13 protein-coding genes are annotated in these 14387 nt (G+C 72.6%); 5 read left to right on the top strand and 8 right to left on the bottom strand.

Features of this window, described 5'->3' with window-relative positions; genetic code table 11:
• Positions 1 to 546, top strand: a complete 546-nt coding sequence (locus tag ABT369_RS03020; RefSeq protein ID WP_350610001.1) for a TetR/AcrR family transcriptional regulator — start codon at positions 1 to 3, stop codon at positions 544 to 546.
• Complete coding sequence (locus tag ABT369_RS03015) at positions 543 to 1733, top strand: MFS transporter (protein ID WP_350610000.1); 1191 nt, start codon at positions 543 to 545, stop codon at positions 1731 to 1733. The genes ABT369_RS03020 and ABT369_RS03015 overlap by 4 nt, the downstream gene beginning before the upstream one ends.
• Before the next feature lie 19 nt (positions 1734 to 1752).
• Here the strand turns inward: ABT369_RS03015 and ABT369_RS03010 are convergent, their stop codons facing one another.
• The 7 genes from ABT369_RS03010 to ABT369_RS02980 form a co-directional block, all read right to left on the bottom strand.
• The gene (locus ABT369_RS03010; protein WP_350609999.1) at positions 1753 to 2268 is read right to left on the bottom strand and encodes a hypothetical protein; all 516 of its coding nucleotides are present in this window, start codon (positions 2266 to 2268) and stop codon (positions 1753 to 1755) included.
• Positions 2269 to 2435: 167 nt separating this feature from the next.
• Positions 2436 to 3527, bottom strand: a complete 1092-nt coding sequence (locus tag ABT369_RS03005; protein WP_350609998.1) for a hypothetical protein — start codon at positions 3525 to 3527, stop codon at positions 2436 to 2438.
• Between the two features lie 8 nt (positions 3528 to 3535).
• Complete coding sequence (locus ABT369_RS03000; protein ID WP_350609997.1) at positions 3536 to 4069, bottom strand: SigE family RNA polymerase sigma factor; 534 nt, start codon at positions 4067 to 4069, stop codon at positions 3536 to 3538.
• Positions 4070 to 4174: 105 nt separating this feature from the next.
• Entirely contained in the window at positions 4175 to 6646 is a 2472-nt protein-coding gene (locus ABT369_RS02995) for a DUF2334 domain-containing protein (protein ID WP_350609996.1), read from the bottom strand.
• 73 nt (positions 6647 to 6719) lie between these two features.
• Entirely contained in the window at positions 6720 to 8306 is a 1587-nt protein-coding gene (locus tag ABT369_RS02990; protein ID WP_350609995.1) for a collagen-like domain-containing protein, read from the bottom strand.
• Between the two features lie 33 nt (positions 8307 to 8339).
• Positions 8340 to 8549, bottom strand: a complete 210-nt coding sequence (locus tag ABT369_RS02985) for a hypothetical protein (protein ID WP_350609994.1) — start codon at positions 8547 to 8549, stop codon at positions 8340 to 8342.
• 349 nt (positions 8550 to 8898) lie between these two features.
• Positions 8899 to 9330, bottom strand: coding sequence for a MarR family winged helix-turn-helix transcriptional regulator (locus ABT369_RS02980; protein ID WP_350609993.1), 432 nt, complete (start codon positions 9328 to 9330; stop codon positions 8899 to 8901).
• A 43-nt stretch (positions 9331 to 9373) separates the two neighbouring features.
• On the opposite strand from ABT369_RS02980, the gene ABT369_RS02975 reads away from it, so the two are divergent.
• The 3 genes from ABT369_RS02975 (at position 9374) to ABT369_RS02965 (ending at position 12621) form a co-directional block, all read left to right on the top strand.
• A complete protein-coding gene (locus tag ABT369_RS02975) occupies positions 9374 to 10480 on the top strand; it encodes a substrate-binding domain-containing protein (protein ID WP_350609992.1) in 1107 nt (368 codons plus the stop codon).
• 141 nt (positions 10481 to 10621) lie between these two features.
• Complete coding sequence (locus ABT369_RS02970; RefSeq protein ID WP_350609991.1) at positions 10622 to 11488, top strand: LLM class F420-dependent oxidoreductase; 867 nt, start codon at positions 10622 to 10624, stop codon at positions 11486 to 11488.
• Between the two features lie 176 nt (positions 11489 to 11664).
• Positions 11665 to 12621, top strand: coding sequence for an NAD-dependent epimerase/dehydratase family protein (locus tag ABT369_RS02965; RefSeq protein ID WP_350609990.1), 957 nt, complete (start codon positions 11665 to 11667; stop codon positions 12619 to 12621).
• Here the strand turns inward: ABT369_RS02965 and ABT369_RS02960 are convergent.
• The gene (locus ABT369_RS02960) at positions 12569 to 14326 is read right to left on the bottom strand and encodes a polysaccharide biosynthesis protein (protein ID WP_350609989.1); all 1758 of its coding nucleotides are present in this window, start codon (positions 14324 to 14326) and stop codon (positions 12569 to 12571) included. The two genes, ABT369_RS02965 and ABT369_RS02960, sit on opposite strands and share 53 nt — an antisense overlap.
• Between the last annotated feature and the right edge of the window lie 61 nt (positions 14327 to 14387).

Genomic DNA, 14387 nt, shown 5'->3' with positions numbered 1-14387 from the left:
ATGTCCGTCCGGCGCCACGACCCCGACCGCAAGGACCGCATCATCGACGCGGCCATCGCGGTCATCGCCGAGCACGGGGTCGCGGGCACGACCCACCGGCTCATCGCCAAGGCGGCCGACGTGCCGCTGGGGTCGCTGACGTACCACTTCACGAGCCTCGAGGACCTGCGCTGCCAGGCGTTCCGGCGCCACGCCGAGCGCATGTCGGTCATCTACGAGGCGCACTTCCGGGCCGTACACACCCGTGAAGCCCTGGTCGAAGCGGTCACCGACCTCATCGAAGGCGACGCCGGCGCGGACGCGTCGGACTGGGCGGTCGCCTATGAGCTGTATCTCGCCGCCCTGCGCGAGCCCGCCCTGCGCGAGGTCACCGAGACCTGGATGCGCGCCAGCCGGGCCGTGCTCGAGCGGTTCGTCGACCCGACCACGGCCCGGGGCATCGACGCCCTGATCGAGGGCCTGGTCATGCACAAAACCCTGTCGACCGGGCCGGTGTCCCGCCAGGACATCCGCGTCATCGTCGACCGAGCGATCGGAAGTTCATGACCCTCTCCGCCCCCGTCACCGCCGACCCCCGCCCCGCCACCCGGGCCACCTACGCCGCGTTCATCTGGTCCGGCGTGGCCATGGCCAGCTGGGCCTCGCGCATCCCGCAGATCCGCGACGCCCTGCACCTCGAGCCGTCGAAGCTCGGCCTCGTCCTGCTCTCGATCGCGGCCGGCTCGATCGTCTCGCTGCTCGCGTCCGGCCACATCGTCGCCCGCTTCGGCTCGCGCAAGACGGTGGCGACGATGGCGCTGCTGCTGATGCTCGCCCTGGCCGGCGCCGCGTCGGGCTACCACTTCGGCGTGGTGCCCGTGGTGCTGAGCCTGCTGCTGTTCGGCTTCGCCAACGGCGCCTGGGACGTCGCCATGAACGTGCAGGGCGCGGTGGTCGAACGCGCGGTGGGCCGTTCGATCATGGCCCGATTCCACGCGGGATTCTCCGTCGGTACCGTCGCCGGCGCCCTCCTCGGCGCGGCCATGGTCGCCACGCACGTACCGGTGACGCTCCACCTGTCCCTGACGGCCCTCGTGGTCGGCGCGAGCACCGTGTACGCCGTGCGCAACTTCATGCCCGACGGCGCCTCCCCGGACGCGCCCACGGAGGGCGGCCTGGCGCACACGCTGCGCTTCTGGCGCGAGCCCCGCACCCTCCTGGTCGGCGTCTTCGTGCTCGCGTTCGCCTTCGCGGAGGGCACCGGCATCGACTGGATCGGCATCGCGGTCATCGACGGCTACCACGCCCCGGCGGCGGTGGGCACCCTGGCGTTCGCGGTGTTCCTGGCCGCGATGACGACCGGCCGCTGGTTCGGCCCGAACCTGCTGGACCGCTTCGGCCGGGTGCCGGTGGTCCGGGCCCTGGCCGTCCTGACCGTCGCGGGCCTGCTGCTGTTCGTCTTCGGCCCGAACACGCCGCTGGCCTTCGTGGGCGCCCTGCTCTGGGGCGTGGGGACGTCGCTCGGGTTCCCGGTGGGGATGAGCGCGGCCTCGGACGACCCGGCCTTCGCGGCGCCGCGGGTGAGCGTGGTGGCGTCGATCGGGTACTGCGCCTTCCTGGGCGGCCCACCCTTGATCGGCTTCCTGGGCGACCACATCACGGTGGTGCGGGCCCTGGCCGCCGTCGCGGTCCTCATGGGGGTCGCGTCCCTCGTCGCGAGCGCCGTCCGCCCCCTGCCGGCGACCACCGAGTAGGCCTGGCGGCGCGCGGGGGTCAGGAGGAGGCGCCCGCGGGGATGACGTGCGTCGCGCCGATGCCGAGGCGGGTCACGACCTCCGTGGCGATCTCCGGGGTCAGGTTGCGCGTGTCCGCCACGTTCCAGCCGTCGCCCGAAGCGTAGGACGCGCCCGACCAGGTCGGGTGCAGCACCGGGATCACCGCGGACATCACCGCGTCGAAGGTCTTGCCGTCCGCGGCGGTGTCGAAGGTCGTGATGGTGACGACCACGCCGTTCAGCGTGCAGGTGCCCTGGTCGCGATAGTCGTAGACGGCGTTGTCGTGCTTGGTCGACTGGGTGTAGCCGGTGCACGCCAGCTTCGTGGCCACCTTGTCCGCGTTCTCGCCGAGGTACGGGGGCTTCGTCAGGGCCGCGATCGCGGTCGGTGCCTGCCAGCCCGCGACGCCCGCCACGGCGGCCAGGGCCACGCCGGCCAGGACGAGCCGGCCACGGCGGGGAGCCGGTGCGGTGGGAGTGGTCGTGCTCGAGGGCTTGTCGACGATCGTGGCCACTGGGCAACCCCGCTTCTGCTCCGCCAGGTAATCGGTACAAAACCAGGCTAGGTGCGAAAAGGGTGCAGATCTGTCCCCCGATGCGCCCGCAAAGGACACGAAAGACCCGGCACTGACGCGAAAGACCCGGCACCCCAACGGGTGCCGGGTCGGCAGCAGACCGAGGCTCAGCCGATCGGGAACCAGGTCGAGGGCTGCTTCGGGTCCGCGAACTGCAGGCCTTCCAGGGTCTTCAGCAGGTCGGACTGGGGGATCGCCGCGCCGCCGTCGGCGTAGATCTCGGCCAGGTACCTGCCGTCGGCGGTCATCCTGAAGCACAGGTTGGCGTTGCCGGAGTTGCAGAAGGCCGCGCCGCCCGGCTTGCGGTGCGTGGAGTCGGTGAACTCGACCGGGTACAGGGCGACGCGCACCGTCGGGCCGTGGCCCGTCGAGGCGTCGACCGGCTCCGTCAGGGACTCGTACGACGGGACCGTCTTGCTCAGGCGGATGCTCGCCGCCATGTACGAGGCGCCGCTCGGAAAGTCGTCGGTGCGCCCGGCGGACACCAGCGTGTATCCGGCCGGCACGAAGGACGCCTTGATGGCCACGGTCGCGGGGGTCGCCGCCGAGGGCGCCAGGCCCGAGGCCAGCTGGAGCAGCTCGGCCTTGTTGTACTCGCCCTGCACCACCGAGCTCGCGACCGCCCACGCGTCGTCGGCGTACTGCCACGCGAGCGCCACGCCCGGCGCCAGGTCGGAGGAGCCGATGTACTTGAGGCTCGGCTTGAACAGGCCCGGCCGGCCCTTGACCGTGACCGCCTCGCCGCCGCTGAAGCGCGAGGGCTGGAAGACGCCGGGCCGGTACACCGTGATGTTCGCGCTGTAGAGCGGGGAGGACGCGACCACGCCGCCGCCGTTGCCGTCGTACAGGTCGGACACCTGCTTGCCGCGCTGCACGTAGAGCTCCTGGTAGCCCGGCGTGATGTGCTCCGGCGCGGTGACCGTGAACTCGCCGGTCTTGTAGCCCTTGAACCCGTAGGTCCACCCGGTGTCCGGATACGACACGGGGGCCGCGACGGGAGTGGGGGCCGGCGACGGGGACGAAAGCGCGGGCACCAGCGCCAGGGCGACGAGCAGGGCGGCCGCTCCGCCGCCGCCCTGGAGCAGGCGGTGGCGGGTGCGGCGCCGCTTGCCCTCGGTCACGAAGTCTTCGATGTCGCGGCGCATCGGGGGCGCCTCGGCCAGGGCGTCGGTGCGCGCCTGCGCCAGCAAGTCCTGCATGTTCTGGGTCATGACGCCCTCTCGATATGTCCGGATCCCGCGATGGTGCCCAGGGGTTCGGCGACGTCGAGCCGCTCACGCAGCTTGGCGAGGCCGCGCGCCGTGTGGGTCTTGACGGTTCCCTCGGGGCACCGCAGCGCCTCGGCGGTCTCCTGCACGGTCCGGCCCTCGAGGTACCGCAGCACCAGCACCGCGCGCTGGTGCACCGGCAGGGTGCGCAGCGCGTCGAGGACCGTGACCCGATCGATGACGTCCGGCGTGCCGTCGCGCACGGCGGGCTCGGGCATCGCGTCGCCCACCGCCTGCTCGCGACGCCACCACGGGCGCCGGACCTCGTCGACCGCCGCCCGCACCACCATCGTGCGGGCGTAGCTCTCCGGCCGGTCGACCTTGTACCAGCGGGCGTACAGCTTCGCCAGGGCCGTGCACACGGCGTCCTCGGCCAGCTGCCAGTCCCCGCAGGTGAGGTACGCCAGCCCGCGCAGCTGATCCATCTGCACGGACACGAACTCCCGGTATGCCACCTCGTCGTCGCGGTTCACCAGTCAGTGCTCCAATCGTCGCGAGGGCTAGACGGACGCAAGGGGCGGCCCCGTTTCAGCTTTCGCCGAAATTCTCGGGGCCGCCCCAAACCTTGCCGGACAGCGCTACATCGATGCCGCCGGGACGAAGGTGTAGCCGGCCGCCTGGATGCCCTCGACGGTCGCCTTCAGGTAGCTGACGTCCACGTACGGGTGGAAGAAGAAGCTCGCCACGCCGTCCTTGACCGCGGTGTTGAGCTGAGCCGACGCGATCAGGTCGGCCGGCAGCATCGCCGGGTGGTTGTTGTACGGCTCCAGCTCGATGTTGCCGAGGTTCTCCGGGTAGGTCAGCACGCCGTAGATGTCACGCACCGTGTACGGGAAGAACTGCCCGATGATCCGCGAGTTGTCCACCGTCGCGCCGCGCAGTGCGCCGGACGGGTACAACCCCCGGTCGTAGCGCGTCGAGAACGTCGCGGCGACCGCGCGGTTGTCCGGGTCGGAGCCGGCGTAGTGCGGGAACTCGAAGATCGTCGGCTTGCCCAGGCCGGCCGCCGCGAACGCCTGGAACGAGGCGTCGATGCGCGACTGCGCCCAGGCCTGCGAGTCCTCCGCCACCGGGCCGTCGTAGATGACGTTGTTCGTGACCGGGTCCACGTGGGCCTGGTAGAACTCGAAGTCGTCCGCGCTCACCCCGTTGTACGGGTTGTCCTGGGCCGCGTACTGGTGCGTGTACCCGTGCATCAGCAGCGTGCCCCCGTGCGCCTGCATGTTCTTCAGCGCCGCGACCACCTGCGGCCGGTCCGCGAGGGTGTAGCTCTCGGGCACGCCGTTGTTGAACGCGCCCTTGGCGTCCACGTAGCGCGGGTACACCGCGACCGTGAACGGGACGTTCTTGCTGGACAGGTAGGTCGTGATCGCGTTGAGCTCGGCCGGGTCCGCGTCCGGGCCGACGTCCTCGATGCGCACCAGCGCCCGGTGCCGCTCGACCGTGGAGCTGGACAGGGTCTGCTCGAGCAGCGCGGCGAAGGCGACGTACCGGTCGTTGGTGGCCATGTACGCGTACGGGATCTCGCCAAGGTAGGTGAAGTTGCCGGCCCGCACGCCCCAGTCGAACGCCGAGCCGTCGGTGTCGCGCACCGCGGTGCCGATCGGCGTGGCCTTGGTGGGGTCGTAGATCGTCGTGCCCATGATGCCCGCCAGGTTCTGCGGGTCGCGGGTGAACGTCCTGCCCTCGTAGTTGACCTTCGACACCGCCGAGACGTCGAACTGCGTCCAGGTGAAGCCGCGGTCGGCGGCGAAGTTCGGGTCACGCGCGGTCAGCTGCCAGATGTTGTCGTACACCCAGATGACCGGCTTGCTCGTGGCCGTCACGTCGTCGAGGAAGGCGGCCGGGATCGGCTCGTCGTAGGTCGAGCCCATGTAGATGACGGCCTGGTACGCGTCGAGCTCGCCGGCCGAGTAGTCCACGACGGGCTGGGCCGTCCAGTCGCCGAAGTGCGAGGCCAGCTGCGCGGTCGCGATGGCGTACTGCTCGCCGAGGAAGCCGTAGGGGCCCGTGGTGTCGTAGAGCACCAGGGTCTTGCCGCTCGCACCCGGGATGCCGGCGCCGTCGCGCGCGTTGACCAGCGGCGCGGCCGGGGTCGTCACGAGCGTCGCGGGGGAGGCGGCGGAGACGTTGCCGGCCGCGTCGAGGGCCTCGACGGTGAACGAGTAGGAGGTCTTCGCGGCCAGGCCGGTGATCGTCGCGTTCGTCGCCGTGACGGTCTGCACGGCGGGGCCGCCGGTGATGCGGTACGACACCACGCCCCGGTCGTCGGTGGACGCCGCCCACGACAGCGCCACGCTGGTCGAGGTGAGCTCGCCCACCACCGGCGCGCCGGGGGTGCTCGGCGGCGTCACGTCCGGCGGGGGCGGCGGGGTCAGGGTGGTGAACGCGGCGGCGGCACTGGCCGGCGAGACGTTGCCGGCGGCGTCGACGGCCTTCACCGTGATCGAGTGCGCGGTCGTGGGCGTGAGGCCCGACAGCGTCGTGGTGGTCGCGGGCGGGTTACCGGTCAGCGTGGCGATCGGCGCCGTGGCCGCCCCGTCGAAGAGCTGATATCCCGTGACGCCGGTGTCGTCCGTGGAGGCCGCCCAGCTCACGGTCGCGGCCGTCGTGGTCACGTCGGTCACGCTGGGCGCGCCCGGGGCCGTCGGGGCGGTGCGGTCGGTGACGCCGGTCGTGAACGACCACACGTACTGGTCGCTCAGCACCCCGGAGCTGCCCTTCACCTTCACCGTGATCGTGTACCGCGTCGAGTCGGCGAGCGCCGTGCGCGGGACGAGCGTGAAGGTGTGCGTCGGGGCGTCGTACGTGTAGTAGGACGCCACGGCCGCGCCGCCGGCGGTCTTGACGAACGAGTACCGCAACGAGGCCGGGTCGGTCGCGTCGTTGAACGTCACGGTCGGCTTGACGGAGGTCACGACCCCCGTGCTGCCGCCCTTCGGGGTGACCGCCGCGATGCCCGGGGCCGCGGCGTGTGCCACCGTCCCGAGTCCGCCCGCGGCGAGGGTGCCGACGACCGCCGACCCCACCAGCTTCACCGAAATCCGCACGGTTCGCCTTTCTGGCTTGATGGAAGGGCCCCGGCTCCGAGGTGTCGAGCCGGGGCCCCGAGGGGGTGCTTCGTCAGCTGGCGCAGTAGAGGGTGGGGGTGAAGCTCGCCGAGCCGCTGCCGGCCCGGCTGATCGTGAAGACCCAGCTCTTGCCGGACTCGTCGGTCTCGTCGCGCTTCGAGCCGGACTGCGAGAGGCTGCCCGAGTTGATCGCGATGGAGCCGCCGAGGACCACGCCGCTCGTGCAGGAGAAGGTGTACGTCCGCGAGCCCGTCGAGGTGATCGTGGTGGCCGAGGCCGCGGTGACCTTCGTGTAGCCGGCGCCGGCCGGGCCCTGGGCGCCCGTCGCACCGGTGGCGCCCGCGGCACCCGCGGGGCCCGTCGAGCCCTTGATGCTGCCGATCGAGGCCCACGTGGTCGCGTCGGTCTTCTTGTACATCGAGAAGTCCGTCGTGTTCAGGTACACGTCGCCGACCGAGCCGAGGGCCGCGGCCGGGGCGCCCGCACCCGTGAGGATCGAGTTGCCGTTGGCGCCGTCCTTGCCCGCGACGCCGTCCTTGCCGACGGCACCGTCCTTGCCCGCCGCGCCGTCCTTGCCCTGCTCGCCCTGGGCACCCGCGGCACCGGTCGCGCCCGTCGCGCCCGTCAGCGAGTCGAGCCACTCCGTCTCGCTTCCGGTGTACCCGTTGTCGCGCGCGGTCTGGTAGACGTCCTTGCCGTCGGTGCCGTGGCCGATGAGCGACTGCAGCCACTCCTCGATGGTGCCGATGCTCGGGTCCGCCGACTTGGCGATGTCGTACGCGCTGGCGCCGGGCATGCCCGGGATGCCCTGGGCCCCGGTGGCACCGGTCTCGCCCTTCTCGCCCTGGGCGCCGGTCGCGCCGGCGTCTCCGGTGTCGCCCTTCTCGCCCTTCTCACCCTGCGGGCCGGGGGCGCCGTCCTTGCCGTTGACGCCGGGGATGCCCTGGATGCCCTGCTCGCCCTGGGCGCCGGTCTCGCCCTTCTCACCCTGAGCGCCCTGGGCCCCGGTGGCGCCGGTGTCGCCCTTCTCGCCCTGAGCGCCGGTGGCACCGGCCGCGCCGGTGTCGCCCTTTTCGCCCTGAGCGCCCTGGGCCCCGGTGGCGCCGGTGTCGCCCTTCTCGCCCTGAGCTCCGGCCGCTCCGGCCGCGCCGGTGTCGCCCTTCTCGCCCTGCGCACCCTGAGCGCCGGTGGCCCCGGTGTCGCCCTTGGCCCCGGTCGCGCCGGTCGCGCCCTGGGCGCCGGTGGCACCCGTGGCGCCAGTCGCGCCCTTGGCCCCGGTCGCACCGGTGGCACCCGTGGCGCCCGTCGCGCCGGTGGCACCCGTCGCGCCCTTGGCTCCGGGCGGGCCGACGGGGCCGGCCGGGCCCTGGGCGCCCATGGAACCCGTCGCGCCGGTCGCGCCCGTGGCGCCCTTCTGGCCCTGGTTGTTCCACTGGATCTGCTTCTCGCCGCTCTTGCAGCGCTGGCCGCCCTGGTAGTCGATGACCCGCAGCGCGCCGCTGCTGGAGTTGCGGCAGCCGGTGATCACGCCGGTGCCGGAGTCCGGCACCGCGCCGTACGCGGTGGCGCCGACGCCGACGAGCACAGCCGCGGCGGTCGCGCCGATGGCGGCGATCTTCTGCTTCTTGGACTGGAACACGAGCTCTCCCGAATCTCAGTGGCGGTACTGGTGCTACTTGCCGATGACGACGACGCGTTCGGACGGCTTGAGCTGCGGCGGCGCGGGCGGCGCCGGCATCTCGCCGTCCTTCGCGGGCCGGCTCTCCGCCGTCGGCGCGTGCTGGGCGGAGTCCCGGTCGGCCGCGATGCCGAACCCGATGCCGAGGGCGAGCGCGCCGGCCGAGACCGCTGCGGCGATGCCGATGACGACCTTCTTGAGCACGACGGTTCCTCCTGGGCGTGCGGGCACGGCGCAGCGACCGCGGGGCACGCGGCTTGCGCTGTGAGCGGATGCGTCGGAGATTCGAGCGTCAGGACACGCCGGATCCCCATGGAACACACACAGTTGTCCGGGGCCGGTTTCGCCACTGGCTCCCCGCCGGGCCGATTCGGCGACCAAGAATGGTGCGCCCGGCGGATCGTTGCCTTCCCGTCAGCCCGTCGCCGGGCTGGTCCACTTAAGGTAGCGGGCCGGGTGCAGGAGCGTTGTCGTCAGCGCGGGACGGTCTGTGCCGCCGACCGGATGACAAGCGGGCTCACGGCAGTGGCGTTGAGCGCCGCCGCCGTGAGCCTTATCGGACGGTCTCGATGAGCTGGGTGAGCTCGCGCATGAGCCGCTCGGCCCGGGCGGCGCCGAACGCGGCCTCGACCGCGCGGTGGTGGGCCGTGGCCGTGTGGTCGAGGCGGTCGAGCAGCGTGGTGCCGGCCTCGGAGAGGTACACCGCGACCCGCCGGCGGTCGCTCGGGTCCTGGCGGCGGTAGACCAGCGCGCCGTCCACGAGCCGGTCGACGGCCTTGGTCAGCGTCGGGTGCGGCATGAGCGCGGCCTCGGCGAGGTCGCCCATCGAGTGCCCGCGCCCGTCGGAGAGCGCCTGCAGGATGCGCCACTGCTCGACGGAGACGCCCTCCTCCGAAAGCGCCGCCGCGAGGCCGCGGTTGATCGCGCGCTCGGCCTCGCTCAGCACGTATCCGAGGTGGGACCGCAGCCCGACCGCATCCACCATGGTCACCCTTCCGCCCGCCCGCCATTGGAAAGATACTCGGCGCGTGGACGAGGTCCGGGTCATCTCCGATCCGCTCGAGGCGCGGCTGCTCCCGCCCGAGCCGGGCGGCGCCGTGCGCGTGGCGCTGGCCGTGCCCACGTCGGGCACGCTGGGCATGATGGCCCCGGCGGTGCTGAACTGCGCCCGGCTCGCCGTGGCCGAGCTCAACACGACCGGCGGTCTTCTGGGCCGTCCGATGGAGTTGGTACTGCTCGATGCCGGCCGACCCCCCGCCGCGGTGGCCGAGGACCTGGCCGACCTGGCCCGCTCGGGCGCGATCGCGGCGGTCGTCGGCACCCACGCCAGCGACGTGCGCGTGGCCGCCGTGAGCGCCCTGCGCGGCCGGGTCCCGTACGTCTTCACGCCCCCGTACGAGGGCGGCGAACGCTCCCCGGGCGTGTACCTGCTCGGCGAGACCCCCGCGAGCCAGGTGCGCCCGGCGATGGACTGGCTGGTCCGGCACCGCCGCGCCCGCCGCTGGGCCCTGATCGGCAACGACTACGTGTGGCCGCGGATGCTCCACCACGCGGCGTTCGCCTACCTGCGGGCGGCCCAGGCCCGGGTCGTGGCCGCGCGGTACGTGCCGTTCGGGGCGCTGGACCCGGAAGCGCTGCTGGACCTGATCGCCCGCCGCCGCGCCGACGCCGTCCTGCTGACGCTGGTGGGCAGCGACCTGGCCGCCTTCATCCGCGCGTACGCCGGCTCCGCACTGCGCGCCCCGCGACTGTGCGCGGCGCTGGAGGAGAACGGGCTGCTGGCGACGGGCGGGGACGACACGGGGGAGCTGTACGCGACGATGGGCTACTTCGGCGCCGTGGCCACGGACGCGGGCCTGGCCTTCGTCGAGCGCTACACGCACCGGTACGGCTGGCAGGCCCCGGTCCTCAACGGCCACGCGGAGGCCTGCTACGACGGCGTACGCCTGCTCGCAGCCCTGGCGTCGAGGGCCGGCGGCCTGCACCCGGCGGCCATGGACGCCGTGGCCGACGGCACGACGATCACCGGCGGCCGCGGGCGGCTGACCGTTCGCGGCCGGCACGTGGACCCGCCCGTGTACCTGGCCCGCGCGGACGGGCTCGACTTCGACGTCCTCGGCGCGTTCGGCGGCTGACGGCGACGGCGGGCTCGACTTCGACGTCCTCGGCGGCTGACGGCGACGGCGGGATCGACGCCGCCGAGGCGTCCGAGAGTGTTCACGCGCGGTTGCGGCGGATCGCGGCAGGGCCGTCGCCGAGCGCGTAAGAATGGGCCTATGAAGCTGGGTCTGCACTACTGGAACTTCTCCAACCCCGCCGAGCCCGTGGCCATCGCGCCCACGCTGCGCGAGACGGCGCTCGTCGCCGAGCAGGCGGGGGTCGCCTCCTTCACGGTCATGGATCACTACTTCCAGATGGATCAGTACGCGCCGGCCGAGGAGCCGATGCTCGAGGGCTACACGACCCTCGGGTACGTCGCGGCGCTGACCCAGAAGATGACGCTGGGCCTGCTCGTGACCGGCGTGATGTACCGCCACCCGGGCCTCCTCGCGAAGATCGTCACCACGCTGGACGTGCTCTCCGGCGGCCGCGCGCGGCTCGGCATCGGCGCCTCCTGGTACGAGCGGGAGCAGCGGGGCCTGGGCGTGCCGGTGGTACCGATGGCCGAGCGCTTCGAGCGCCTGGAGGAGACGCTGCAGATCTGCCTGCGGATGTGGAGCGGCGAGGGCGGCACGTTCGACGGCACCCACTACCGGCTGACGGAGATCCTGAACTCCCCGGCCGCGATCAGCACCCCGCACCCGATGATCATGATCGGCGGCGGCGGCGAGAAGAAGACGCTGCGCCTCGTGGCCAAGTACGCCGACGCCTGCAACCTCTTCGGCACCTCGGCCGAGGACGTGGCCCACAAGCTCGACGTGCTGCGCGAGCACTGCGCCGCCGAGGGCCGCGACTACGACTCGATCGTGAAGACCGCCCTGGTGACGCGCCCGGCCCTGACCGACCCGGACGCCTGGCTCAAGGACGTCGAGTCCTTCAAGGCGCTGGGCATCACCGAGGTCATGACCATGCCCGACCGCAACCCGGTCGAGTTCGCCAACGGCCTGGCCGAGAAGATCCTGCCCCGCCTGGCGTCCATCTGACGGCAGCGTGCTGGTGACGCCCGCTCCGGGGTTGCGTCACCAGCACGCCGGCTCGACGACGGCCGATACGTCGCGCACGTGTGGCGTCCGTCTAACGGTCAACCGATGTCGCCGAAAAGTCCGAAATACGGGCAAAGGGGGTATCTGTCCGCCTCTCGACGCGTTGGACTTGAACGATGAGAGTTCTGGTTACCGGCGGGGCGGGGTTCATCGGCGGGAATCTGTGCCGTGAGCTGGCCGTGCACCCAAGAGTCTCCGAGGTCGTCGCGTTCGATGATCTCAGCACGGGCAGCGAGCGCAATCTCGACGGCGTCGACGCGCGGCTGGTCGTGGGCAGCATCCTCGACCGGCCCGCGATCGACGCGGCCGTGGGCGAGGCCGACGTCGTCGTGCACCTCGCGGCGCGGCCCAGCGTGCCGCGCTCGGTCGCCGATCCGATGCGCAGCCACCTGGTCAACGCCAACGGGACCATGCACGTGCTCGAGGCGTGCCGGCTCGGCGGCACCCCGATCATCGCGGCGTCCTCGTCCTCGGTGTACGGGCCGACCCGCACGCTGCCCAAGCACGAGGAGCTGCCGACCCGGCCGCAGAGCCCGTACGCGGCGAGCAAGCTGGCCGCCGAGTCCGCGATCCTCGCCTACGGGGCCACCTACGGGCTGCCGGTGCTCGCGCTGCGGTTCTTCAACGTGTACGGGCCGCTGCAGTCGGTCGGGCACGCGTACGCCGCCGTCATCCCCACCTTCACCGACGCCGCCCTGCGCGGACAGCCCGTCCACGTGCACGGCGACGGGCGGCAGACGCGGGACTTCACCTTCGTGGGCTCGGTCGCCCGCCTGCTCACCGACGCCGCCGTGCGCCGGGTCACCAGCCCGACGCCGGTGAACCTCGCCTTCGGCACGCGGACCTCGCTGCTGGAGCTCGTCGACAAGATTCGCGTCCTCGTCGACCGGCCGGTCGAGGTGGTCTTCGACCCGGGCCGCCCCGGCGACGTGCGCGACTCCCAGGCCGACTCGACCCGGTTGCAGGAGCTGTTCCCCGGGCACGGCCCGGTGCCGCTGGACGAGGGCCTGGCCGAGACGGTCAGCTGGTACGCGCGGCAGTTTCAAGGTCAGGCAACGCCGGCGCCGCAATAGCCGGCAGCGCGGGCACCACGCACAGGTCGGCCATCGCGCCGACGAGCGCGGCCCCGTCCCCGTGCAGGGCCCGGGCCAGCGGAGGGTCGAGCGGCGGGACCTGGACGTGCGAGATGAGCGGGTGCAGCGGCCGCACGTCGGCCTCGCCCGGGGCGAACAGCTCCTCGTGCAGCTTCTCGCCCGGGCGCAGGCCGGTGAAGACGATCTCGACGGGCGCGTCACCGATGAGCTGGCGCGCCAGGTCGGCGATGCGCACCGGCGAGCCCATGTCGAGCACCAGCGCCTCCCCGCCCGAGCCGATGGCCGCGGCCTGGATGACCAGCTCGACGGCCTCGGGGATGGTCATGAAGTACCGCGTCACGTCCGGGCTCGTGACCGTGACCGGGCCGCCCTCGGCGATCTGTGAGCGGAACGCGGTCACCACCGAGCCCCGGCTGCCCAGCACGTTGCCGAAGCGCACGTTGAGGAAGCCGTGGTGCGCGGTCAGCCGCTCGGTGATCCGCTTCGAGTAGCCCAGCACGCTGGCCGGGGCGGCCGCCTTGTCGGTGGAGATGTTGACCAGCCGCCGCACGCCGGTGGCCGCGGCCGCCTCCAGCACGTTCAGCGTGCCCAGCACGTTGGTCTGCAGTGCCTCGGCGGGGTGACGCTCGAGCAGCGTGAGGTGCTTGAGCGCGGCCGCGTGGAAGACCACCTCGGGCCGGCGGTCCTCGAAGACGCGCCGGATGGTGGCCGCGTCGCGCAGGTCGGCCAGGATCAGCGACGGGTCGTCGAGCAGGGCCCGGCCGTGGATGGAGAGCTGGACCGCGTGCAGGGCGGACTCGTCGCGGTCGAGCATCATGAGCTCGGCCGGCGCGAACCGGTGCAGCTGGCGGCACAGCTCGGAGCCGATCGAGCCGCCGGCGCCGGTGACGAGCACCCGGCGGCCGGTCAGGTAGTCGCCGATCGCGGCGAGGTCGGTCTCGATCTGCCGCCGGCCGAGCAGGTCGGCCAGCTGGACGTCGCGCACCTGGTCCAGGTCGAGCGAGGCGTCGAGCGAGGGCAGCACCTTCACGAAATATCCCGAAATTTTGGACAGATCCATCCGCAGGGCACGCAGCAGCGAGCCGTCCTCGTTGCGCACGGCGAAGATCACGCCCGCGGCTCCGGTCGCGGCGAGCGCCGTGCGCAGGGCGCCGCGGCCGCCGAGCACGGGGATGCCGGAGATGCGCAGCCGGTGCTTGTGCGGGTCGTCGTCCAGGAAGCCCACCGGGCGGTAGCGGCAGTGCGGGTCCCGCGACATCGCCCGCAGCAGCCGGTGCCCGGCCGCGCCCGCGCCGTAGATGAGCACCGCAACGCCCTCGGACGCCCGCGACGGGCGCCGGGCCAGCCGGGTCCAGCGGATCGCGACCATGGCGGTCAGGGCCGCCGCGCCGCCGAGCAGCGGAATCACCCGCGAGACGGGCGCGAGGGCGGTCAGCAGGCCGCCGGCGATCACCACGGTGGCGACGAGCGCCCGCAGCTCGCTCATCGAGGCGCGCTCGTACCGCCGCCGGTAGAGCTGGATCGGCCACGCCGCCAGCGAGTGCAGGGCGGCCGCCAGCAGGATCGTTCCCGCCGCGACATGCAGGGGCGGGTGCGTCAGGGCCGCGGCGAGGGCGAGCCCTCCGGTCCAGGCGTACAGGTCGGCCGGCCAGTCCCCGGGCCCCGCGGGTCGGTGATCGTCCACGCGACGATTCTTCATGAATAACCGTCCCATTTCGGCGTAAAAGCCCGTATCGCTCCCGAAC

This window comes from Dactylosporangium sp. NPDC000244 (assembly GCF_040300725.1).
Classification (GTDB): Bacteria; Actinomycetota; Actinomycetes; order Mycobacteriales; family Micromonosporaceae; genus Dactylosporangium.
Note: the sequence above shows the minus strand (reverse complement) of the source record. Positions and strands in the feature narration are given on the sequence as shown.

Coding starts and splice junctions, on each gene's coding strand:
- ABT369_RS03020 (WP_350610001.1), top strand. CDS start 1: ATGTCCGTCCGGCGCCACGACCCCGACCGCAAGGACCGCATCATCGAC.
- ABT369_RS03005 (WP_350609998.1), bottom strand. CDS start 3,527: ATGCAGGACTTGCTGGCGCAGGCGCGCACCGACGCCCTGGCCGAGGCG.
- ABT369_RS02965 (WP_350609990.1), top strand. CDS start 11,665: ATGAGAGTTCTGGTTACCGGCGGGGCGGGGTTCATCGGCGGGAATCTG.
- ABT369_RS03015 (WP_350610000.1), top strand. CDS start 543: ATGACCCTCTCCGCCCCCGTCACCGCCGACCCCCGCCCCGCCACCCGG.
- ABT369_RS02980 (WP_350609993.1), bottom strand. CDS start 9,330: ATGGTGGATGCGGTCGGGCTGCGGTCCCACCTCGGATACGTGCTGAGC.
- ABT369_RS02970 (WP_350609991.1), top strand. CDS start 10,622: ATGAAGCTGGGTCTGCACTACTGGAACTTCTCCAACCCCGCCGAGCCC.